Annotated in this window: 20 protein-coding genes and 1 pseudogene; 17 read left to right on the forward strand and 4 right to left on the reverse strand. The window is 66.7% G+C overall.

Going from position 1 to position 20,952, the window contains the following annotated elements; genetic code table 11:
• Positions 1 to 249: 249 nt before the first annotated feature.
• Complete coding sequence (locus OHB56_RS40955; protein ID WP_332011105.1) at positions 250 to 1,179, forward strand: aminoglycoside phosphotransferase family protein; 930 nt, start codon at positions 250 to 252, stop codon at positions 1,177 to 1,179.
• Between the two features lie 297 nt (positions 1,180 to 1,476).
• On the opposite strand, the gene OHB56_RS40960 is transcribed toward OHB56_RS40955, so the two are convergent.
• Positions 1,477 to 2,721, reverse strand: coding sequence for a hypothetical protein (locus OHB56_RS40960; protein WP_332011162.1), 1,245 nt, complete (start codon positions 2,719 to 2,721; stop codon positions 1,477 to 1,479).
• A gap of 412 nt (positions 2,722 to 3,133) precedes the next feature.
• On the opposite strand from OHB56_RS40960, the gene OHB56_RS40965 reads away from it, so the two are divergent.
• The 4 genes from OHB56_RS40965 to OHB56_RS40980 all read left to right on the forward strand — a co-directional run bounded on the left by OHB56_RS40965 (position 3,134) and on the right by OHB56_RS40980 (position 6,610).
• Entirely contained in the window at positions 3,134 to 3,685 is a 552-nt protein-coding gene (locus OHB56_RS40965; protein WP_332011111.1) for a bifunctional DNA primase/polymerase, read from the forward strand.
• Positions 3,675 to 3,986: a hypothetical protein gene (locus OHB56_RS40970; RefSeq protein WP_332011114.1), complete on the forward strand. Its 312-nt coding sequence runs from the start codon at positions 3,675 to 3,677 to the stop codon at positions 3,984 to 3,986. The genes OHB56_RS40965 and OHB56_RS40970 overlap by 11 nt, the downstream gene beginning before the upstream one ends.
• Before the next feature lie 4 nt (positions 3,987 to 3,990).
• A complete protein-coding gene (locus OHB56_RS40975; protein ID WP_332011117.1) occupies positions 3,991 to 4,320 on the forward strand; it encodes a hypothetical protein in 330 nt (109 codons plus the stop codon).
• Positions 4,321 to 4,903: 583 nt separating this feature from the next.
• Complete coding sequence (locus OHB56_RS40980) at positions 4,904 to 6,610, forward strand: AIPR family protein (protein WP_406356457.1); 1,707 nt, start codon at positions 4,904 to 4,906, stop codon at positions 6,608 to 6,610.
• A gap of 187 nt (positions 6,611 to 6,797) precedes the next feature.
• On the opposite strand, the gene OHB56_RS40985 is transcribed toward OHB56_RS40980, so the two are convergent.
• Together OHB56_RS40985 and OHB56_RS40990 are read right to left on the reverse strand one after the other, a co-directional pair.
• On the reverse strand, positions 6,798 to 7,139 hold the full coding sequence (locus tag OHB56_RS40985) for a hypothetical protein (protein ID WP_332011123.1): 342 nt from the start codon (positions 7,137 to 7,139) through the stop codon (positions 6,798 to 6,800).
• A 255-nt stretch (positions 7,140 to 7,394) separates the two neighbouring features.
• Complete coding sequence (locus OHB56_RS40990; RefSeq protein WP_332011126.1) at positions 7,395 to 7,883, reverse strand: DUF4265 domain-containing protein; 489 nt, start codon at positions 7,881 to 7,883, stop codon at positions 7,395 to 7,397.
• Between the two features lie 1,699 nt (positions 7,884 to 9,582).
• Here OHB56_RS40990 and OHB56_RS40995 point away from each other — a divergent pair.
• The 3 genes and pseudogenes from OHB56_RS40995 (at position 9,583) to OHB56_RS41005 (ending at position 13,276) form a co-directional block, all read left to right on the forward strand.
• The gene (locus OHB56_RS40995) at positions 9,583 to 9,873 is read left to right on the forward strand and encodes a peptidase inhibitor family I36 protein (protein WP_406359233.1); all 291 of its coding nucleotides are present in this window, start codon (positions 9,583 to 9,585) and stop codon (positions 9,871 to 9,873) included.
• A 524-nt stretch (positions 9,874 to 10,397) separates the two neighbouring features.
• Positions 10,398 to 11,165 (forward strand): annotated as a pseudogene (locus tag OHB56_RS41000) (IS5 family transposase); the annotation flags it as partial.
• 734 nt (positions 11,166 to 11,899) lie between these two features.
• Positions 11,900 to 13,276, forward strand: coding sequence for an IS1380 family transposase (locus tag OHB56_RS41005; RefSeq protein ID WP_332011129.1), 1,377 nt, complete (start codon positions 11,900 to 11,902; stop codon positions 13,274 to 13,276).
• Positions 13,277 to 13,627: 351 nt separating this feature from the next.
• Here the strand turns inward: OHB56_RS41005 and OHB56_RS41010 are convergent, their stop codons facing one another.
• The gene (locus OHB56_RS41010; RefSeq protein WP_332011132.1) at positions 13,628 to 14,368 is read right to left on the reverse strand and encodes a GntR family transcriptional regulator; all 741 of its coding nucleotides are present in this window, start codon (positions 14,366 to 14,368) and stop codon (positions 13,628 to 13,630) included.
• 212 nt (positions 14,369 to 14,580) lie between these two features.
• Here OHB56_RS41010 and OHB56_RS41015 point away from each other — a divergent pair, with 212 nt between their 5' ends.
• The 9 genes from OHB56_RS41015 to OHB56_RS41055 all read left to right on the forward strand — a co-directional run bounded on the left by OHB56_RS41015 (position 14,581) and on the right by OHB56_RS41055 (position 20,622).
• The gene (locus OHB56_RS41015; RefSeq protein ID WP_332011135.1) at positions 14,581 to 14,931 is read left to right on the forward strand and encodes a hypothetical protein; all 351 of its coding nucleotides are present in this window, start codon (positions 14,581 to 14,583) and stop codon (positions 14,929 to 14,931) included.
• Positions 14,931 to 16,247, forward strand: coding sequence for an FtsK/SpoIIIE domain-containing protein (locus OHB56_RS41020; protein ID WP_332011138.1), 1,317 nt, complete (start codon positions 14,931 to 14,933; stop codon positions 16,245 to 16,247). Before OHB56_RS41015 ends, OHB56_RS41020 begins: the two co-directional genes overlap by 1 nt.
• Before the next feature lie 12 nt (positions 16,248 to 16,259).
• Positions 16,260 to 16,454, forward strand: a complete 195-nt coding sequence (locus OHB56_RS41025; RefSeq protein ID WP_332011141.1) for a hypothetical protein — start codon at positions 16,260 to 16,262, stop codon at positions 16,452 to 16,454.
• Between the two features lie 35 nt (positions 16,455 to 16,489).
• Positions 16,490 to 16,780 (forward strand): hypothetical protein, encoded by a 291-nt coding sequence (locus tag OHB56_RS41030; RefSeq protein WP_332011144.1) that lies wholly within the window; start codon positions 16,490 to 16,492, stop codon positions 16,778 to 16,780.
• A gap of 104 nt (positions 16,781 to 16,884) precedes the next feature.
• Complete coding sequence (locus OHB56_RS41035) at positions 16,885 to 17,145, forward strand: hypothetical protein (RefSeq protein ID WP_216719163.1); 261 nt, start codon at positions 16,885 to 16,887, stop codon at positions 17,143 to 17,145.
• Positions 17,142 to 18,512, forward strand: coding sequence for a replication initiator (locus OHB56_RS41040; protein WP_332011150.1), 1,371 nt, complete (start codon positions 17,142 to 17,144; stop codon positions 18,510 to 18,512). Before OHB56_RS41035 ends, OHB56_RS41040 begins: the two co-directional genes overlap by 4 nt.
• Complete coding sequence (locus tag OHB56_RS41045; protein ID WP_332011153.1) at positions 18,502 to 18,714, forward strand: helix-turn-helix domain-containing protein; 213 nt, start codon at positions 18,502 to 18,504, stop codon at positions 18,712 to 18,714. Before OHB56_RS41040 ends, OHB56_RS41045 begins: the two co-directional genes overlap by 11 nt.
• On the forward strand, positions 18,711 to 20,090 hold the full coding sequence (locus OHB56_RS41050) for a site-specific integrase (protein ID WP_332011156.1): 1,380 nt from the start codon (positions 18,711 to 18,713) through the stop codon (positions 20,088 to 20,090). The genes OHB56_RS41045 and OHB56_RS41050 overlap by 4 nt, the downstream gene beginning before the upstream one ends.
• 169 nt (positions 20,091 to 20,259) lie before the next feature.
• The gene (locus OHB56_RS41055) at positions 20,260 to 20,622 is read left to right on the forward strand and encodes a hypothetical protein (RefSeq protein WP_332011159.1); all 363 of its coding nucleotides are present in this window, start codon (positions 20,260 to 20,262) and stop codon (positions 20,620 to 20,622) included.
• Positions 20,623 to 20,952 lie beyond the last annotated feature (330 nt).

Genomic DNA, 20,952 nt, shown 5'->3' on the forward strand with positions numbered 1-20,952 from the left:
CTGCACATACGCGAAGACCCCGGCCTCAGCGTTTCCGCTGGTGACGGGGTCTTTGGGCACCTCATGCAAGGTGCCCCCGGCAGGATTCGAACCTGCGCACACGGCTCCGGAGGCCAGGTGAGAGCGAGAGGCGATTGGCGCCCTGACCTGCTGCGGAGACCCCTTGTGGCTGAAGCCTGAGCAAGATCATCACGTCCCTATTGCGCGGGTGGCCTGTCGGGCGGTGGGTCCGGGCCGTATCGTCGAAGCATGATCTCGGGCAGCGGCGGGGGCGTGGGCGGCAACGGCGCGGAGTTCACTGCGGAGGCTCTGGCACCTGTCCTTCGGGAAGCCTGCTCATCGGCCGGACTCAACTCCAGCGGAGCCGAGTTGCTGCGCCTGGGGTCGAACGCGGTGTACCGCCTGCCGTCGTCACCCGTCATCGTGCGTATCGCACGTGATCCGTCGGTTCGCACGGAGATGGACCGGGTGGTGAAGGTGGCGCGGTGGCTGGAGACGGAGCACTTCCCGGCCACGCGCGTGCCGGCGCGGGTTGCTCAGCCGCTCGTCGTCGGCGGCCTGGTGGTGACCTTCTGGGAGAGCGTCCAGGAGAACGAGGAGTACGCCACCGTTGGCGAACTGGCCGACCTGCTGCGCCGCCTCCACTGGCTCGAAGAGCCGGAGTCGCTCGGCCTGCCGTATTTCGATCCGCTCGCCAAGCTGACGGCGTCCCTCGAAGGACTGGACACCATCGCGGGGGAGGACCGGGAGTTCCTGGAGGCTCGGGCGGCCGGGCTTGCCAAGGATTACGACCGGCTGGACTTCGTCCTCCCCTTCGGGATGATCCACGGAGACGCCAACATCGGGAACGTCCTTCGCCACCGGGACGGCCACGCGGTCGTCATCGACCTGGACGGCTTCGCCCTCGCCCCACGCGAGTGGGACCTGATCCTGACGGCGCTCTACTACGACCGCTACGGCTGGCACTCGAAGACGGAGTACGCGGAATTTGTCCACCGCTACGGCTTCGACCTGATGAACTGGCCCGGATACGAGACCTTGGCCGACCTGCGGGAGCTGATGATGGTGGCCTGGCTCGGCCACCAGGTCGCTACCAGTGAGCGCTCCGCGGATGAGTTCGGCCGGCGTTTGCGCGCTCTGCGGACGGGCGGAAGCCGGAAGGACTGGCGGCCCTTCTGAGGGTCGTTGCCATGGACGCTCACGCTCGTTGACGAAGTCGACCGCATCGACGGTGACATGAACTCACGCGAGCAGAACGGCTCTTCCATGAACGAAGTGCACGTACGGATCGGTATCTATCGCAGCAGGTACCACACCGACACTTCCTGCCCTGCTCTGAACGGCAAGCCGGAGACATTCGGAGGGATTGAGCAGATGTCCCGGGAGGACGCGGAAGCACAAGGGCTCAAGCACTGCCAGACGTGCAAGGCGTAGCCCTGCGTCTGGGTGACTGCCTGCCCGCTGTCCAGCGCTTCTTCAGACGCTGGACACTCTGTCCGCTGCCTGCCACAGCCGGTGCTCCGCCGCTCGCTCGCGGAAGTCCTGGGTGGCGGTGTTTCCCACCCGGGAGAGGTTCTGCCCGAACTCGGCGAGATAGCTGACGCACCGGGCCGACTTGAGCTGTTCCCCCAGGTCAAGCGCATCGAGGGCCACGCGGCACGCCTCTTCGACGTCCCCGGCTCGTAGGTGGGCGTCGGCGAGGACCATGGTCGCGAAGAAGTCGCTCCGCACATGGCTGCCGCTCATGGCGTTCTCGGCGTGGGCGACGGCCCGGCGGGCACTGTTGACGTCGCGGAAGCAGTGGGCGGCCTCGGCGGCCAGCTCCGCTTCGTCGAAGTAGCTGATCCACTCCGGCTCGTCGTCCGTGTTCCGGCTCTCCAGTGCTTTCGTGGCCGCGGTCAAGGCGGCCTCGCAGGCCCGGACGTCGCCGGTCCGGGCAAGAGCGCGGGCTTCCATGGCGTGGAACTGGGCGCGTAGCGTCGGCGTGGCCACGGGAGAGATCCCCATGAGTGCGGCGCGGGCGAGCGTGGCGGCCTGCGTGTAGCGACCGAGGAACGTCGCCTGGTGGCTCATGGCCGACAGGATGCTTCCTGCGAGCCGGCGGTCGTTGGCGTCCTGGGCCAGCCGCAGAGCCTGGAGGAAGTACCGCTGCGCCAAGCCGTGGCGGCAGGCGTCGTACGACATCCAACCGGCGAGGAGCGTCGCTTCCGCCACTGTGGAGAACAGGGCGCGGCCGACCTGTTCGGTGTACTTCCCGTGCAGGAGCGGAGTCACTTCGGTGCTGAGGTACTGGATGGCCGCATGCCTCGCATGGTCGCCGCCGAAACGGTCGTCCAGTTCGGCGAACATGTCCGCGGTGGTCTTGATGGCGGCCACGTCCCCGAGACCGACGCGCGTACCAGCCTGGCGCTGTCGTGGAATCGTCGGCTCGGGCGCCACCAGCCACCGGAGAGACGCTTCGTTCCAGGCGGGCTCGGACGGCTCGGCCTGCAGAAGGGGTTCGTACCGGTTGAGATCGGCACGCCACAGCCGACCGACTGCTTCGATCGCATCATCAGGACTCGCCGGATAACTGACATCCATGAGCGATGCATCCCGCCCGCTCTCGTGGTTCAGCCCGAGTTCTACGGCACTCAGCCCGAACACCTCGCAGAGGAGCGGACCGTAGAAGTCGTCCGGAACGCTGTGTCCGTTCTCCCAACTGGCGATACGCCGTTTCACGCTGGCGTCTGCCGGGAGCTGGTGCCCGCGCCGAGCCGCGACCTGACGCAGTTCGCGCACCAACCGCGGCTGACTCCACCCCCGGTCCGTCCGAACCTTCCGTAAACGAACGCCAGTCGGTTGCATGGAAGACGTGGCCCTTCCCTCCCCGCGCGTGCACTGGTGCGACCACTGGGGCCCATGACTCCGCGCCCCACCTCCGAATGTACGCGCGGTTCACCGCCGACCGCTGCAAGTAACCGGATATCGGGAGCGGTTGACTCATGACGGGGGATGACACGCACGGGCGTGACGCGTCATCCCCCGTCACCTCTCGTCATCTGCCCAGGCCAGGGGGCTGACCTTGAGTCTGGACGCAGGGCGGCATCGAGGCCGCGACCGAGTCTGACCGAGGTGAGATGCCGTGCAGAGGATGACCACGAGGGGCATTGAATGGCTTTCCGCAGCGGCGGACGACCCGGCCGCATGCCGGGCGGTCTGGGCGGACGACCCCCGCGCACCGTACGCCCTGCCGGCCGGCCGCTTCTTCGACGTGGTGACGGTTGAACAGCGGCTCGGAATGGAGACCTTCGATCAACTCCTGCGCCAAGGGTTGCCCTTCGGCCCGGTGGCACTGGACCACAAGGCCCAACGAGTGGGCTTCTTCCTCGGCTCGCGGAGTCAGGAATCCTTCGCTCACTACCTCGCCCAGGAAGAGGGGACTCCCCCCACGTTCCGCTACCTGAACCGCGGGTCGGTGGTAGTCGTTCCGGGACCCATGCCCTTGAGCGGTGACCGCTACCAGTGGCTCCGGGCGCCGGCCCGGCGTCCCATCGCCAACCCGCTGCGCCCGGTCGCTCTGGCCACCCTGCTGGTTGCCTCCACCGAACTGCTCGCTCGGGTGGACCGGTACAGCGAGCGCTACCCGTCTGCGGCTGCCCTTGCGGCTCCCTTTTTCGGAGGGACTCCGATCGATGCGGGATGACACCACCCACCGGCGCGACGCGGCCACGTGGTCGCCCCTGGAGAGCGACGACTGGTACGCCGCGCGCAACGCCACTACCGCCCTCCGGGACGCTCTGGTTCGTGCTGGTCTGGAGAAGGACTTCCCCTACCTACGGGCCGACCTGAACGCATTCGGCCATGGCCTGGTCGAACTGGGCCGCGTCTCGCCGGCCACCGCGGAACGCCTGGCGGAACTGCTGCGGCTGGCGCTTGCTGCGGGACTGCGGCGTCTCGAGGAGAACAGCGAAGGAGCCGCCGAATACCGAGCAGGAGAGGACTGACGTTATGACCGACCGACGAGGAGTCGTCGCCAAGCGCGCCGAGAACCTGATGCCCGGCATCCCCTACGTCCGCGGCTGGGCGCAGGCACGCCGCGGAGCCGGCGCCTTGGCCACACAACTGGCCTCCTTGGGCCTGGAGCCGGACTTCCCCGGCCTCACGGCCGATGTGAACGTCTCGGGCGATGGCCTGGTATGCCTGGGCACCGTGCGGCCCGAAGCGGCCCTGCTGCTGGCGGAACTGATCGTGTCGGGCCTCTCGGCGGAGATGCCGATGGATGCCGAGACGTTGACGCATGAGGTGGGGAGTGCTCGCCACAATTCTCCGGCTGCCTGACCGCTTCGATCCGAGAAACTCCGTCCGGCTGCGGTACGAGCATGCTCCCGTGGCTGGTCGGCCTGGCCCCGTGCGTTGCCGTTCCCCGGCGGACGACGTGCGGGGCCTTCTGCTGGATGGCATGCCCCTCGTCGGCGGTCTGCCGCTCGGCCGGGACCGGCGCCCCAGCGCCGCAGCCCGGACGAACGGCAGACCAACCCTGTTTCGAGGATGGATGCGGGGCCCGTATCAGATCCGCACAGCAGGACATCAGCTTGGGAAGCTGCATCCATCTGGGGTCTTCCGGCGCGCTGACCTGGGCGCATGTGCGCGTCGTGGCCAAGTTGAGCTCGGCTGCTTTCACCGTGATTCCCCGCTGTTCCCCGCCCGATCTGGTGCGGTTATGGTGCGGGACTGCCGTGCTGTGGCTCTGGGAGGACGCTTGCCCTCAGGGGGATGGTACCTGGTGCCGAGGTCCCCACCCAGACGGGATGACATCTGCCGCAAGCCCCTTGCCGCGCAAGCGGATACTCCGCAACACTAGTTGGCCTCTAGCGAAGTGGCACGGGGGGGAAGAGTGGCTTCCAAGAGTAATGATCAACGCTTGCTGGATCGCATCTTGGAGGACCAGCGGAGTCGCCTTGCCCCCAACCAGAAGCTGGATGACTTTTTTAACTATTTCACAGCAAGTACGGCGCTTCAGGACTTAGATCTCGATATCGATGAGATTCGCGATGGAATCGTTGACGGGTCACACGACTGTGGCGTTGACGGTATTTGGGTCCTCGTTGATGACCGGTACGTTTCCGCTGACGTAGATCGCCACAAAAATCTGCGTGCCGGGAAAATTGAGCTCGTCATCTTGCAGGCTAAGACCTCAACAGGCTTTCAAGAGACAGCGTTTGAAAAGCTGCACTATCACTTGCCGATCCTGCTTGATATGGATCGCGATGTTAGCGAGCTTGCGGATTCGACTAACGCAAAACTTCTCGATCGTACCGGGCGTTTCCTGCACATCCTCGAAGCGCTCGCCTCGTCTTTCCCTGATGTTTTCGTCCGTGTCGTCTATGCCAGCCGTTCGGCCGAACCCCCACATCCCAATGTGCGGGCAAAAGGAAACAGACTAGAGCGCGATCTGGCGAAGATTGCTTCAGGGACTAAGTGTCGAGTTGAGTACCTGGGAGCCGCTGAGCTTCGGGAGCTTTCGGCTCGGGGTGCCACGGTTGTGTCTGAGCTCGTCTTCATAGACACTCCAATGAGCACTTCTCTGGGCGAAGGCTATGTATGCCTGGCCCGTTTGGATGAATATCACAAGTTCATCACTTCCCCGAATGGGGCGCTAAGGCTAGAACTGTTCGAATCTAATGTCAGGGACTATGCGGGCCGAACGGCCGTTAATACTGCGATCGGGGAGACGCTCAGTTCTAATTACAAGGACGACTTCTGGTGGTTTAATAACGGCGTCACCATCGTTGCCGAGGAGGTGAGGATCGCTGGGAAGAAGATCGTCATGAAGGACCCGCAGATTGTAAATGGCCTTCAGACGAGTCATGAGATCTATAACTACTTCCAAGGCGTCGGGCAGCACCACAGCCGTTCTATTCTGGTTCGTATCATGGTGCCTCCGACCTCTGGCCGAGCCAGGGATGGAATCATTAGGGCGACCAACAGTCAGACCCAATTGCCTCCGGGCGCCCTGCGAGCGACGGAGCAGATCCAGAAAGACATCGAGGAGTCACTGCAGCGCGACGGTTACTATTACGAGCGTCGCGCGAACTATTATAAGAATCTTGGGTTTCCCCTAGAGCAAGTTGTGAGTATGTCGCGGCTCGCTAGAGAATTCACTTCACTCGTGGTGGGCGAACCGCACGTCTCTCTGAGGTTCTCCGAAAACCTTCTGCTTGACGATTCGCACTACTATCGGGTCTTCTCTACCGACCACGATCTCGACCTATACACGATTGTCCTCGATGTGCATGTAAGGATCGGCGAATTCTTGGCTTCCTTTATGGAAGACAAGGCATTGCTCGGAGATACAGCAGAGAATTGGCGGTATCACCTTGCGTACATGGCCTCCTTCACGCTCACCCGGCTGCGTAGGCCGACGCAGCGAGATCTGTTGAACGTCAAGATTGAACACCTTTCCGATGAGCTCCTAGAAAGCATGATGAGTGTGCTGGAAAGGGAATACAAAGCATCCCTTCGCGGAAATCGTGCACAGGGAATTGACAAAGTTGCCAGAAGTTCAGATTTCACACGCCGTGTGCGCCAGGCAACCGTGGCAACGAGGAGATTCCAAATTAATCGGTGAAGCGTGCCGCGTGACTGGGGTTGAGCCCACGACCTCTTCGTCCCGAAGTAACCTGGGTGAGGGCTCTGCCTGGGACTGGTGCACCTCTCACCTGCGCTGATGGTCCGCAGGCGTCCGCGCTTGTTCGCCGTTGTGTGTGAGCGTTGTCACTCAGTTAGACACTCACACAGTGGACGTGGCACGAGCTTCAGTCGCCCGCGAACCACAAGTAACTTCCTGGAGTGGCCGCGCACTCTTCCAGCATCGTTGCGAGGTCGTCCAGTGCGGCGAGTTGACGTTCATCGCCGCATCTCTGCCTCAGACCGTGGATCTCCCGGAGGGCGGCTGCGGCCTCCTGCTCGTTCATCAACGTATCCCCGTACGGATCGACGGCAGTGAGCCTCCCCGGTACTCCAAGGAGCTGGAGTGAGCCGAGCGCATCGGCCAGCGCGTCGCCGTGCCCGTAGGAACTCCGCAGGAGTGTCGCGCGGGACTTGCGCCAGTTGTTGCGAGCCGGCCGTGATGAGTGCAGCTCCAGATCAATCCCCATGCCTCATGATGCACACGCTGTGTCGCTGGACAGCCGCAACTGATCGAGGCGGCCGTGACCTGCGGTCACTCATATGGTCAAGGCTCCTCGCTCCCCCGCAGGTGTCTTCTTGCCCTGGGTCTTGCCGGGGATCTTGGTGACCTGCGTCTTCCCAGCTCAGGACGGGTCTCATGTGCGGCTGAGTGGTCGTCATTGGTCGTCGTCGGTCCCTGTTGAGCAACCTCGGACGGCCCAGCGGGGAGTATCTGGGCGGCGTCAGTTGGCGGAAGCGGCCCGCCACTTTGCGGTGATGCATCCTTCTTCCATGTGCCACCACTCCTTGGCAACGCCGTGGTTCAGCAGCCGTTGCACCTTGGCGAGATCAACGGTGGGCGGTACGTCCAGGGCGACCATGCGGAACTGCTCAATCCCTTCGCCGTCGACGCCGAGTTCCCGGAACGCATTGATCACGCTCTGCCGTGCGGCTCCGGTGCCGCCCTCACGCAGCACGATGAGGCGAATGGTGCAGTTCTCGGAACGGCGAACGACCTCGCCGGCCCATGGCACGTCCTCCTCGTCGGGCTCGACAGCCACGACGTCTCCGCAGGCGATGCCTCGAACGAACCAGGGGATGTTGTCGAGCCGTACGGTGCCATCCCCCTGATCGGCGGCCCACAGGCTCTCCACCGATGCCGGGGGCCAGTCGTCTTCGACCTCAAGTCGGAAGTGCACCTTCACGTACGGGCCGTCGTAGGAATTCGTCATGCCGCCAAGGATGCCCAGCCCTGCAACGCGGGCCGCGGGCGGGTGACCGGGCACCCCAGCGCAGAGTGGAAGACAGGTTCTCCTGTGCCTCAGCCGACGACAGCCAGCCACGACGGCGGGTGCGCCGACCGACCAGGCACGCGTGTGCCTCGCTGCACCCTCACCGGCCTCAGCCACGCTGTCGGCTTGTGCCGTCGACCAGAGCAAGCTATGCAGAGGCCTTCGGTGCCATCAGCTTGGGAAGCTCAGGTGATCTACCGGCAGTTGATGGGCTGACCTGTACGGGAGCGGCGTCGGCGCCTGTTCGTGCGTTGAGCTGGTTCCCGCTGTTCCCCGTGGTTCCCCGCAGTATCTGGCATGCGTCTGGCACGGGGCGGCCGTCCCGTGCGTGCTACCTGACTTGCCGGTCTACTGATCATCCTTTCCGCTGACCTGCGGGACTGAAGAAGCCCACGGCTCTAACCAGCTCAGATGCCGTGGGCTTCTGTCGTTGTCGGTTGGCGTTGGCTGACCTTGGACGGCCCAGAGAGGGCCCAGCGTCGCGACGGGCCAGTCTGCTGAATGCCTGCGTCCGGGAGCTCTCCTTTGGTGAGATCCTCTCGTGAGCGACTCACTCCTTGCCGCGGGCATCGCAGCAGTCACAGCCCTTGCAGCCTCGGGGATGACCTCCTGGTTGACGCTTCGGGGCGTACGCCACCAAGTAGGGGCACAGCGAGAAGTCTTGGTGCTTGCTCATGCTGAGCAGCGGGCAACTGAGAACCGAGCGGCGCAAAAAAACGCCTGTATCCAGTTCATAGAGTCGGCCATCCGCAGTGCCGCTCTCATCCAAGAGATCAGGCGGCTTGGTATACCCGACGACGAGTACCAAGATCGCTTGAGCATGGCCCGGGACGCCTTGTCTGACCTGATTCGAGCTCAAGCAGTCCTGAGCGTTGAAGGCCCAAGCAGCGTTGCGGGAGCTGCCACTGAGGCTCGATGGAGTCTTGATCGCGAGTTCGCAGCGGCCCGCGCCGAACGCACTGGCACGACCCTCACCGATGCAGTCAACGCCGCAGGCGATGCTAGGCGTCGAGCTGTAGGTCGCGTCGGACAGGTAGCCAGGCGGGCGTTCGGCAACGATGACGGACCTCCCTTGGCCGCTCCTTGCATCGGGGCCACTGCCTGACGCGGCCCAGAGACTCCGCAGAGGCCCAGTGGGCGGGGCCGGCGGGAGCGGCGACACTCGCTTTAGGAGTTCGGTCCGGGCCCGCTCCGGCTGCTGTTGTCGACTGATGCGATGGCCGGAGGGAGACGCTGGTGTGCGCACCCGTCCGGCATCGTTGATGTCAGCCGCCGATGTCAGGCACCAGTTGGTCCGTGGCGCCGGGCGAGCTCGGTATGGACGATTCACTCGGGCGCTGTGCTCGCTACCTCTCGATAGTTCTCAGCCAATTACTTGCAGCTGTGGCCAGATATGACACGCAGCGCGCACTGTCCGATGCTCGCGTAAGCCCCAATAGGGGCATAATTCCCGTCTCATGGATTGAGTCCGGACCGTCGTTTAGGCATCGCGGGGATGCTTCGACGCAACTCTGTGAGCTAACATCCCGTGACCAAACAATGACTTGCCCTCCCCGTGGGTGTGGGGAGTTGCTGTCGATCGAGGGGAATTATGAGTAAGCGAATTGGGACGACCGTGCTCGTCACTGCAATTGCGGCGATGTTGACTGCCAGCGTTTCGAGCTCGGCATACGCTGCCCCGTCCTGCACGTCAAAGATCTGCACGTGGACGGGTGCGAACTACACAGGAACAAAGCTAACTTCCGGGCTCGTCGCGGGTGTCTGCTACCACTCAGGGCGATATCGGTCAATAGAGAACAGGGACTCCGTCCAGGTGCGCTATTATCCCAATGACTCATGTTCGGGTGCGCCTAACCATGAATCTTCCTGGAGTTTCACTGATATAGACGCCCAGACGGGATGGAAGGTCTACAGCTACAAGAAGGTCTAATTCGCTATTCAAGTCCCCGTCTAGTTGGAGCATGCAGCCTCGCAGGAAGTAATTTCGGCATCTGGTCCATATGTCGGCTAAGGCATGGCTGCACCGTACAGCGCAGTCGGTGGAGCGGCTTTGGGCTGGAGCTGCTTTGGGGCGAGTGATCATGGCCCCGTAAGCTTCCGGCGAGTCGGGCAGTCTGTGGACCTGCCCGTTAAAGCACGACGTTGGGGCCATGATCTTAGAGGCTCGCCCCAAAGTGGCTGCCTAACTGGCTGTTCTCTATCCGCTCGGGTGGTCGGTGGGGTTCGAACAGGGGCCTGGTCCGGGTGAGTTGGCCGGTGCGGAGGCATAAAGGAAGGGCCTCTTGGTAGCTCGCGGATGTCGAGTCCAGCGAGGAGCAAGAGGCCCTGTTGTCGAAGTGTCGCGTGGTCACGGTTGCCGGGTCCAGTCCGTCCACTCCTGGGTGTGACTGTCTCGCCCACAGGTTCGGGAACGCGGCCGACCGTCCGGGGCGCCGGCCCCGGTACGGCTCGGACATGAGCGATGACGAGTGGGCTCTGGTGCGGGATCTGCTGCCGGTGCCGGGATGGCTGGCCGGCCGGGGCGGACGGCCGGAGGGCTACTGCCACCGGCAGATGATCGACGCGATCCGCTACCTGGTCGACAACGGCATCAAGTGGCGGGCGATGCCGTCGGACTTCCCGCCCTGGCCGCGGGTGTACGCCTTCTTCGCCCGCTGGCGGGACCTCGGTCTGGTGGCCGAACTGCACGACCGGCTGCGCGGTGCCGTCCGCGAGGCCGAAGGCCGTGATCAGGAGCCGAGCGCAGGCGTGGTGGACTCGCAGTCGGTGAAGGCGGACGCCACCGTCGCCCTCACCTCGCGGGGCTTCGACGCCGGCAAGAAGATCAACGGACGCAAGCGTCACCTGCTCACCGACACGCTCGGTCTGCTGCTGGCCGTGCTGGTCACCCCGGCCTCGACCACTGACCGGGACGCCGCCCGCATCCTGCTGCCGGCGGCCAAGGGTCGCTTCGGGCGGCTGACACGCGTATGGGCCGACGGCGGTTACACCGGTCATCTCGTTGACTGGAGTGCGGCACAGCTCGGAGTGGTCCTCGACATCGTCCGCCGCAGCGACGACACCCGCGGCTTCCAGGTCCTGCCCCGCCGCTGGGTCGTGGAACGATCGCTCGCCTGGTTCCTGCGCAGCCGGCGCCTGGTGCGGGACTACGAGCGGCGCACCGACACCAGCGAAGCCGTCATCCTGTGGTCGATGACCATGCTCATGAGCCGCCGCCTGGCCGCCCGGCACCGGTGTCCTGTTCCGGTGCCGGGCGGCATGAACCTGCCCGGCTTCGCCTCGACCAGCCAGCCCCGTTCCACCAGCCGCTTCAGCCGTGCCCTCGCTCCTTCGACCCGGGAGGCGGACGCGCTGTCCCAGCCCAGCACCACCGCGGCCCGCCGGGCACCCAGCCCGTCGGCTCCCGCATCGACCGCGGCGGCCATCAACGCCTGATAGTCCGGCGACAGCTCCGTCACCTCGCTCGCGTGTCGCCGGTGCGGCACCGCCCGGCGCGGTCCGACCGGCTTCCTCCGCGGCACCTCGTCGGCCACGTCGGCGGGTGCATCCTCCTCGGCCAGCGCCTCCAAGTACTGCTCGAGGCCGATCACCCGGCGCCGGTGCACCTCTTCCGCGTCCGCCAGAGCCGTCCGCACCCGTTCCAACTCGGCTTCGAGCTGCTTCACCTGCGCGGCTGCGGCCTTCTGCCGTGCCTCCAGAACCGCCCGCATCGACGGCATCCGCCACCCCCACGACCTCTCGCCCGGCAACAAGCCAAGGCTCCCGCGGCAGCAGCTACTTCACACCTGACCAGCGAGGACATCACACAAGGTTCGGAAAGAGAACGACCTCTAACCTCGCGCTTTCACGAGGTGGGGTGTCCGAGGCTTGATCAAATAAGCGGAGAGTGCTCCTGACCTGCAACGATGGGACTTGTCTAGGGTCCTGTTGGCTGCACGGAAAGAAGCACTCTCCAGGTGAAGAAGCGTATCGGGTCGTACCCCCGTGTCCGCATCGAGGGCGACGGCCGGGCGGTGGTCTCGCAGGCCGGGGGCGTGCTGCTGGTCGAGACCGTCCGCAAGGCCGGCTTGGACACCGCGATATCAGCGGCGCTGACGCCGTGGCGGAAGGCTCGGGCGGTGCACGATCCGGGCAAGATCCTGCTGGACGTGGCCCTGGCGGTCGCGCTGGGCGGTGACTGCCTCGCGGATGTCGCCATGCTGCGGGCCGAGCCGGCCGTGTTCGGGCCGGTGGCCTCCGACCCGACGGTCTCCCGCCTCATCGACACCCTCGCCGCGGCCGGGGAGAAGGCCCTGCGGGCCATCCGTGCCGCGCGGGCTGAAGTCCGCCAACATGTCTGGCGGTTGGCCGACCGGGAAGCGCCTGATGCAGGCGGGACGGTGACCGTGGACCTGGACGGGGTGCTGGTGATCGCGCACTCGGACAAGGAGGACGCCGCACCCACGTGGAAGCGAACCTACGGCCACCACCCGCTGATGGGGTTCGTCGACCACGGACCGGGCGGCACGGGTGAACCGGTCGCCGCCCTCCCGCGACCGGGGAACGCGGGATCGAACACGGCGGTCGACCACATCACCGTCGCCCAACTGGCCTTGGCCCAGCTGCCGAAGAAGTACCGGCGCGGGCGCCGGACCCTGATCCGCACCGACTCCGCGGGCGGCACCCACGACTTCGTCGCCTGGCTCGCTCAGCGGGGACGGTGGCTGTCCTACTCGGTCGGCATGGTGATCACCGAGGCGATCCACCAGCACGTGCTGAGGGTTCCGGCATCGGCCTGGACGGCGGCCGTCGAGACCGGCGGCGAGATCCGCGACGGCGCCTGGGTCGCCGAACTTACCGGCGACGTCCTTCACGGCTGGCCCAGAGGCATGCGGCTGATCGTCAGGAAGGAACGACCGCACCCCGGGGCCCAGTTGCGGCTCACGGATGCGGACGGCATGCGGCTGACCTGTTTCGCGACCAACACCCCCGGCCGGCCGATCGCCGAGCTCGAGCTCCGTCACCGGCTGCGGGCCCGGGCCGAGGACCGCATCCGCGCCGCCCGGGCCACCGGCCTGCGCAACCTGCCTCTGCACCGCACGGCTCAGAACCTGATCTGGCTGGAGATCGTGCAGATCGCTCTCGACCTGCTGGCCTGGATGCCGATGCTCGCCCTGACCGGCAAGGCCAGGCTCTGGGAGCCCCGCCGCCTGCGGCTCCGCCTGTTCACCGCGGCCGGACAGCTCGTGACCACCGGCCGTCGGCGAATCCTCCGCCTGGCCCGGCACTGGCCCTGGACCGGTCACATCACCGCAGCCCTCGACCGGCTCACCCAACTGCCCAACCCCGGCTGACCAGCGGATTCCCCGTCCCTTCGACAGCACCTCAACACCCGGAGCAGTGGAACCCGGCGCCATCCCGAGGCGACACTCGGATCTTCGGCCTGCACAGCCTCAGCCCACGACACGAAAACGGTCCACCGACTCCGTCGGCGGACCGTCACGAAACTTCGAGGCTAAAGCCGTGGAGCCGACCGCCCCAGCCACAGAGGGTGTCTTCCACTTCATGCCCGCAGCCGCCGAGCGCGCCGCCTGGCGTGGCCAGCCGGGGCGAAGACAGAGGCAGGCCGCGCCGCAGAGGCGGCGCGCGCCCGCGCCGTGCGCGGGCCTTGATGACGTAGAGAAAGTCTGAGCCAACTGGGGTTGCTACAGCCTGAACGACAGCTCCAGCTCGTCGCCTGGAAGGTGGAACTCCTCCAGGGCGAGAGGCTTGTCTGCCTCGGTGAGGGTCACGCGGATAACGTGAAGCAGTGGGACCCCGTCGGCGAGTCGCAGCGCCTGGCCCTGGTCCGGTAGGGGCATGCGGGTGCGGATGTACTCCGTGAAGTGGAGTTCGTGGCCCAGATCGGCAAGCGCTGCGTAGAGGTCCGGGGCCGGCGGTGGGGCCTCCTCCTCGTACTTGGTGCCGATGAGTACCGAGAACGGGATGTACGTCCGGTGGAGCTGGCGGAGGTGGCCGTGGTCTGCCGTCTGCAACGCGTCGTACGTGAACATGGGCTCGCCCGGCGGGATGCGGAGTAGGTCCGCGAGGGCAAGCGGGGCGTCGGTGCGGGTGGCTACCGGTGGCTCGGCGTCGGTCCAGCGGATGCTGTCGGCCTCGATGTACCGACCGTCAGATGCTCGACGTACGCCCCGCGGGCGCGTGTGGCTGGGCCGGCTGTGCGGGGAGCGGGCGAAGGTTCCGCGGCCCATGATGGCCTCGACGAGACCGGATGCCCGTAGCTCACTCAAGCCCTGGCGGACCGTGGGGCGCGTCACGCCGAACTGTTTCGCCAACGCCTCTTCGGAGGGGAGCGGTTGGCCGGAGGGGAAGGTGCCATCAAGGATGCCTTCGCGCAGGTAGTCGGCGATCTGCCGGTACTTCGGCTGCGTGTTCTTCGGCGGCATGCGGGCCCTCCGTGGCCGTACCTTCTGCTGCTGGCCGTCCTCGTGGATGGCTTGTCCACGTCCATGGACGTGGACGCATAGCTTCTCTTATCACTAGGCGGTTGACAACCCGTACTACGGGTGGGCAACCTTGCGTGAGTCACCCGTACTACGGGTGGTCTAGCAACCCGAAGGGTCGGCCTTCGGGTGCCAAAGATGAGGAGAACCGAACAGTGGCAACCCTTCCGATCGACACCGCGAAGTACACGGGGATCATCTGCGCCGTGCCCCCGGCTCCGCGGGTCGCCAACCGTGAGACCGGACAGCTTCGCGTAGACCGTGAGACCGGCAAGACGGTGTACCAGGTCGGTCTCTGCCTGATGGCGGGGACGTCGGCCGACGTTGTGAACGTGAGCGTGGCCGGTGAGCCGGCCGGTGTGCAGCTCGGCATGCCCGTGGCCGTGCGGGACCTGGTCGCCACGCCGTGGGAGAACGACGGGCGGCACGGTATCGCGTTCCGGGCGGCGGAGATCCGGCCCCTGAGCGCTCCCGCCACCTCGGCGGCCAAGGGGGCCGGGCAGTGATGGAACTGGCCTCCGCTACTTCGGCCGACGCGACTTGGCCGAGCTGGGTTCTGGTGGTGGCCGCCGTGCTGGTGCCGGGTCTGCTTCTGGCGGGCCCGGCCCTGCGCAGCCGCTATCACGGTGCCTGGTGGCTGTTATGCGGCTTCCCGGCCATGGCCTTCCGGGTCGTGCAGACCTGGCGGCCCCTGATGGCGGGCTGCGGGCTCGCCGGGAGCCGTCGGCCGGCGCTGACCGTGGTGTCCGGGCTCGTCGGCAAAGGGGCGCCTCCGCCTCAACCGCGGGTGCCCCGCCGTGGGCTCATACGTCCGACCTCCGGAGGCTTCGTACTGCTCGTGAGGCTGCTTCCGGGCCAAGTGCCGGAGCACTTTGTCAAGGCCGCACCGGCCATGGCGGAGAGCTGGCAGGTGCACGCGGTGCGGGTGACCTCCTGGAAACCGGGGGTCGTACGGATCGTCGCTTCGGCGGTCGACCCGTTGGCCGACCCGCAGGTACCGAAGCAGCGGGGGCCCGGTCATCTGCTCCGGGTGACCGTGGGCGCCCTGGAGACCGGGGCTGCGTGGGTGGTCGACCTGCGGCGCGTCCCTCACTGGCTGATCGTCGGGGCCACGCGCTCGGGAAAGTCGACTCTGATCAATGCCCTCGTGGCAGGACTCGCCCCGCAGCCCGTCGCCCTGGTCGGCATCGACTGCAAGGGCGGCATGGAACTGTCCCTCTACGAACCGCGGTTGTCCGCCCTCGCGACGAACCGAGAGCAAGCGGTGAGGCTGCTGACCGCCCTCGTTGACCTGACTCTCGACCGAATGTCCCTCTGCCGGGCGGCCCGCGTCCGGAACATCTGGGGCCTGTCCGACAAGGAACGCCCGGTCCCCGTCGTCGTGATCGTCGACGAGATCGCGGAACTCTTCCTCGTGGCGAGCCGGAACGAGAAGGACGAAGCGCACGCGGCCGGTACGGCGTTGATCCGGCTGGCCCAACTCGGTGCGGCACTCGGGGTGTTCCTCGTCGTGGCCGGCCAGCGTGTCGGCTCCGACCTCGGGCCCGGTGTCACGGCTCTGCGGGCGCAACTGGGCGGTCGGGTCTGCCATCGTGTGGCCGACCCCGGTACGGCAGAGATGGCCCTCGGCGATCTCAACCCCGACGCGCTGAAGGCAGCGCAGGCCATCGCCCCGGAGCAGGCCGGTACGGCCGTCCTCGCCTCCGGCGACGGCTGGGAACGCGCCCGGTCCCACCTGATCACGGAAACCGAGGCGGAAGCCGTCGCCGCCGAGTACGCGCACCTGACTCCCGTCCTGTCCGAACTGCATGTCGAACTGTGAGAGGGGCCTGCCGTGCTGGTGTCCATGTCGGCCGTCCTGCTGCTCGGCCTGGTGATCTGGTTCCTCCTGCGCATTCGGTACCTCAGGTGGGCCGACGCGCTGCTCTGCGGGACCTTCGGCTTCCTGCTCGCCCGGACCGTGGCCGCGCCCGTGGTTCAGGCCTTCCTCGACGGAGTGAACGGCTTCCTCGGCCAACTCCGCTTCTGAAACACCCCACCACCGACCCGACAAGGGGACTTCCTGTGCCCAACTACGTCATCCGCTCCGGTGACCGCGCCACCTTCCTGGCCGGTCTGCGGGAGCTGGTCGACTTCCTGACCGCCAACCCGGCCGTCGCCGTACCGCGTCACGCGTCCGTCGTCGTCCTGGTCGACGCCTCCGACTCCGCCGCTCGCCTCGACGGCGTGGAGTTCGTCGCCGCTCCGCTCGGTGTGCCGGTGGAGGACATCGGCCGGGGCTACTTCGACGCCCGCCGCGACTTCGGACCGATCTCGTACGGCGTCGTCGGGATTCCTCCCGAGGAGCGGCAGTGATCGCCCGTACGACGGGCTCCCGACGGGGCGCGAAGTCGCCAAACCCGACCCCGTCAGGAACCCACTCCATCCGCCACATGAGCAGTGAAAGGAGCACTCACACTTTGTCCACCGCGCATCATCCGCGCAAATCCCCATCGCTCGCCTGCGACCTCAGGCAGCGTGACGCGCAGGTCTCGACCTGTGCCGGACGGGAACAGATCGTCCTCGTCGAACTCGACGGAACCGAGCAGTGGCTGTGTCCCGCGCATGCGGCCGCCGTCTGGCTCACGGACCCGACGCTCCGCTTCAGCGCCAAGACTCGGCCGGAGGGGATCTCGGCTGTGATGGGGCAGGCGTTCGGCGGCGGGGGTGGTCACCGATGACCACAACCCTTCCGCAGAGCGTTTCCGCTCTCGTCGCAAGAGCGTCGGAGCCGGAGTTCGCGGCCTGGCGCCGGAACATCGTCCGTCTCGGGGGCTGCACCAGCCCGATTCACCTGGTCGGCGCGGCAACCGTCTACGACACGACGACCGGCGCTGCTCTGCTCTCTTACGGCTCGGATGCCTACGGCGGTCGCCTGCTCACGGCGTGCGGCAACCGGCGTGCGACGGTCTGCCCGGCCTGCTCGGCGCTGTACCGGGCGGACACGTACCAACTCGTCCGGGCCGGACTCGTCGGAGGCAAGAGCGTCCCTGAGGCGGTGAGCGGTCACCCGCGGGTGTTCGCCACGCTCACCGCCCCCGGCTTCGGCCCGGTCCACACTCGCCGCGAGCGTGAAGGACGCGTGCCGCCCTGCCGGCCTCGGAGGGGAGGTGACCACTGCCCGCACGGGACACCGGCCGGATGCCGGGAGCGGCACCCGGCGGACGACCCTCGTCTCGGCGAACCTCTCTGCCCGCGCTGCTACGACTACGCGGGGGCCGTCCTCTGGCATGCGTTCGCCGGTCGGCTCTGGCACCGGTTCGGTCTGGAGCTGAGGCGGGAGGTCGCCCGGCGGGCCGGGCTGTCGCGTACGGAGTTCGGGGAAGTCGCCCGGCTCTCGTACGCGAAGGTCGCCGAGTACCAGCGCCGGGGCCTGGTCCACTTCCACGCCGTGATCCGCCTCGACGGCCCGGACGGGCCCGACTCGCACCCGCCCGGCTGGGCCACGGTGCCGCTCCTCGTCGACTCGGTGCGGGCCGTGGTCGGGAAGGTGCGGCTGACCGCCCCCGGCTCGGCGGTCATCGGGCCGCGGGTGCTGCACTTCGGTGCCCAGGTCGACGTACGGCCGGTCACCTCGTCCGGACGGACAGCGGGGGAGCGGCCTGCCTCAGCGGCGGCCGTGGCGGGCTACATCGCCAAGTACGCCACCAAGGGAGCGGAGACCACCGGCGCCGTGGACGGCCGGATCCACCACGCACAGGACATGGTCATGCTGCCGGTCCGCGCTCACGTGCTGCGCATGATCAGTACGTGTTGGTGGCTCGGCGGCCTGCCGGAGTTCGCCCCGCTCGGGCTGCGGCGCTGGGCCCACATGCTCGGGTACGGCGGCCACTTCTCCACCAAGTCGCGTCGCTACTCGACCACGCTGACCGCCCTCCGGCAGGCCCGTGCCGACCATCGCGCGGAGCAGCAGCGGGACGCCCTCGGCCTGTCGGAACACTCGACGGTCACGGTCGGCCACTGGCGTTACGCGGGGCGAGGCTACTCACTGGAAGCGGCGCTCCTGGCGGCCTCCGTACGGGAGGGCGGTGCCCGCCATGGCACGTGACGCCCGTACGAAGGCGGCCGAACTGCTCACCGTGCGGCAGGTGCTCGACGAGCTGGGCGGCATCTCCCGGCGCACCTTCTACCGCTGGCGGGAACTGCGCATCGCCCCTGCCTGCATCCGCCTTCCGAACGGTGAGTTGCGGGTCCGGCGTGACGTGCTCGACGAGTGGTTGGAGGAACGGGCAGAGGGGGCGGCATCGTGAAGTCCTATAAGGCTTCCGTGTGGAAGCTCTCGGTCAACAAGACCACCAAGAAGCCGACCTACCTGGTGCGCTGGGTGGTCGATGGCCAACCCTTCAGCGAGTCGCACAAGACCAAAGCACTGGCCGACCGCTTCCGCGCGAAGCTCGTCCGTGCGCTCGACAAGGGCGAACCGTTCGACACCGTGACGGGACTGCCCGACACCCTGCGGGGTGGCAAGGCGGCGCTGTCCTTCCTAGACCTGGCGGTCAAGTACGTCGATGCCCGGTGGGCTGAGGCGTCCGCCAAGCAGCGGGACAGCATGACGGACGCCTTGGCGACAGTCGTTCCCGTCCTGGTCAAACCGGGACGGGGGCGGCCCGCTCCGGAGGTGCTGCGGCGGGCGCTGCGCTCGTACGTCCTGCCCGTGCCACGCAGGGAGCGGGAGCGGCCGGAGGAGTTCGCCTCGGCCGTACGGTGGATCGAAAGGGCGTCCCTCCCCGTGGGAGAGCTGCAAGAGATCACCCGCGTACACGAGCTGATCGACGGGTTGGGCCGGAGACTGGACGGCAAGCCCGCGGCCACTCAGACCTACCGGCGTCGGCGAGCCGTCGTCTTCAACGCCCTGGAATTCGCGGTGGAGCTGGAGCACCTCACCTCCAACCCGCTGAGCCGCGTCCGACGCAAGCGGGGCAAGCGGGCGGTGCAGGAGGTTGATCGCCGGGTGGTGGTCAACCCGCGGCAGGCTCGGGAGCTGCTGACCGCACTCACCTACGTGGGCGGCTACGAACGGGCCAGCGGCCGGAGGCTGCGGGCCTTCTTCGGGTGCCTGTACTACGCGGCCATGCGGCCGGGTGAAGCGCTGGGCCTTCGCCGCTCCGACTGCACGCTTCCGGCACAGGGCTGGGGCCGTATCGAGCTGGCGGAGACCCACCCCACGGCCGGGAAGGCGTGGACCGACTCCGGTGAGGCGCACGACCGGCGCGGCCTGAAGCAGCGGGCCCACGGTGAGGTGCGCATCGTGCCGATTCCGCCCCCGCTCGTGAGGCTGCTCCGTGAGCACCTGGACGGGTTCGGCACGGCGGAGGACGGTCGGCTGTTCTCCAGCGAGCGGGGCAACGTGATCGCTGCGTCGTCGTACTCCCGCGCCTGGAAGCAGGCTCGGGAACTGGCGCTCGTCCCCGATCAGGTGGCCTCGGTCCTCGCGTTCCGGCCGTACGACCTCCGTCACGCGGGCGTCTCCCAGTGGCTCAACTCTGGGGTGCCAGCACCGGAGGTCGCTGCTCGTGCGGGCCACTCGGTGGACGTTCTTTTGAAGATCTACGCGAAGTGCATCGATGGTCAGGAACAGGAGATGAACGATCGGATCTTGAAGGGACTCGGTGAGGAGCCGATGTAAGTCAGGGCCGTAAGTAGGACCTCAGCAGGAGCCCCGGAAGCCTCCGGGGCTCCTGCATGCGTACTTCCACGGGAAGACGACTATGCAGGTCACAGCCGGACTGGCTCCCCCCGTCGCAACGTAGCGGCTCCGAGTGTCAAAATCTCTCCAGCACAGAACAGGGGGGTAGATGCAGGACCGGCGTGCTGACATTTTGAGCGAGATCGACGCAGACCACGGAGTCACTGCTGTTTCGATGGGATGGCTCCGAGAGCTTTACGACTCCGAGTGGGGACGTCTCAGCGCAAGCCGAGCTGCGGAGATCAGTCGCTGGCTCGCGAAGCATGAGGTTGCACACCTTCCGTCGCCGCTGCCGTCGAGGGAGGTTGAAGAAGTGGTGCTGTACAGGCCCTCCTCCCCGATCGGCGTGTACATCAACGCAGCACGCTTGGAGGGCCCGTTCAAACATCGTCCAGCCGCTGCCGCGTACTTCCTGCAGGACATCGCGCAGAGGCTGAGCCGCGCCGAACGGGTTGAGAAGGACCGCGACTGACGGCGAGGGGTGGTAAGCCCTCGAAGTGTGCGTCAGCCTCTGGACTTCTGGGAGCTCCAAGGCGATCGTCTCGAGGGCTTGCCCTGTCCACAGATGGTCCACGGAGGTGCTTTCAGGGAGCCGCGGCATTCCCTCTGACCTGCGGTGAAGCCTTCCAAGATCAACACGCTATTACAACGTGATCACTGGCAAACGGCTGCTTCCGGCGGCATCCGCCTGCACATACGCGAAGACCCCGTCCTCAGCGAAAGCGCTGATGGCGGGGTCTTTGGGCACCTCATGCAGGGTGCCCCCGGCAGGATTCGAACCTGCGCACACGGCTCCGGAGGC

Origin of the sequence: Streptomyces sp. NBC_01635 (genome assembly GCF_045209715.1) — a bacterium.
GTDB classification, from domain to species: Bacteria; Actinomycetota; Actinomycetes; order Streptomycetales; family Streptomycetaceae; genus Streptomyces; species Streptomyces hirsutus.

Excerpts from the sequence above, each read along its gene's own strand:
- OHB56_RS40955 (WP_332011105.1), top strand. The coding sequence starts at position 250 with ATGATCTCGGGCAGCGGCGGGGGCGTGGGCGGCAACGGCGCGGAGTTC.
- OHB56_RS40970 (WP_332011114.1), top strand. The coding sequence starts at position 3,675 with ATGCGGGATGACACCACCCACCGGCGCGACGCGGCCACGTGGTCGCCC.
- OHB56_RS40975 (WP_332011117.1), top strand. The coding sequence starts at position 3,991 with ATGACCGACCGACGAGGAGTCGTCGCCAAGCGCGCCGAGAACCTGATG.
- OHB56_RS41010 (WP_332011132.1), bottom strand. The coding sequence starts at position 14,368 with ATGCCGCCGAAGAACACGCAGCCGAAGTACCGGCAGATCGCCGACTAC.
- OHB56_RS40990 (WP_332011126.1), bottom strand. The coding sequence starts at position 7,883 with ATGACGAATTCCTACGACGGCCCGTACGTGAAGGTGCACTTCCGACTT.
- OHB56_RS41020 (WP_332011138.1), top strand. The coding sequence starts at position 14,931 with ATGGAACTGGCCTCCGCTACTTCGGCCGACGCGACTTGGCCGAGCTGG.
- OHB56_RS41055 (WP_332011159.1), top strand. The coding sequence starts at position 20,260 with ATGCAGGACCGGCGTGCTGACATTTTGAGCGAGATCGACGCAGACCAC.
- OHB56_RS41040 (WP_332011150.1), top strand. The coding sequence starts at position 17,142 with ATGACCACAACCCTTCCGCAGAGCGTTTCCGCTCTCGTCGCAAGAGCG.
- OHB56_RS41045 (WP_332011153.1), top strand. The coding sequence starts at position 18,502 with ATGGCACGTGACGCCCGTACGAAGGCGGCCGAACTGCTCACCGTGCGG.
- OHB56_RS40985 (WP_332011123.1), bottom strand. The coding sequence starts at position 7,139 with ATGGGGATTGATCTGGAGCTGCACTCATCACGGCCGGCTCGCAACAAC.
- OHB56_RS40995 (WP_406359233.1), top strand. The coding sequence starts at position 9,583 with ATGTTGACTGCCAGCGTTTCGAGCTCGGCATACGCTGCCCCGTCCTGC.
- OHB56_RS40965 (WP_332011111.1), top strand. The coding sequence starts at position 3,134 with ATGACCACGAGGGGCATTGAATGGCTTTCCGCAGCGGCGGACGACCCG.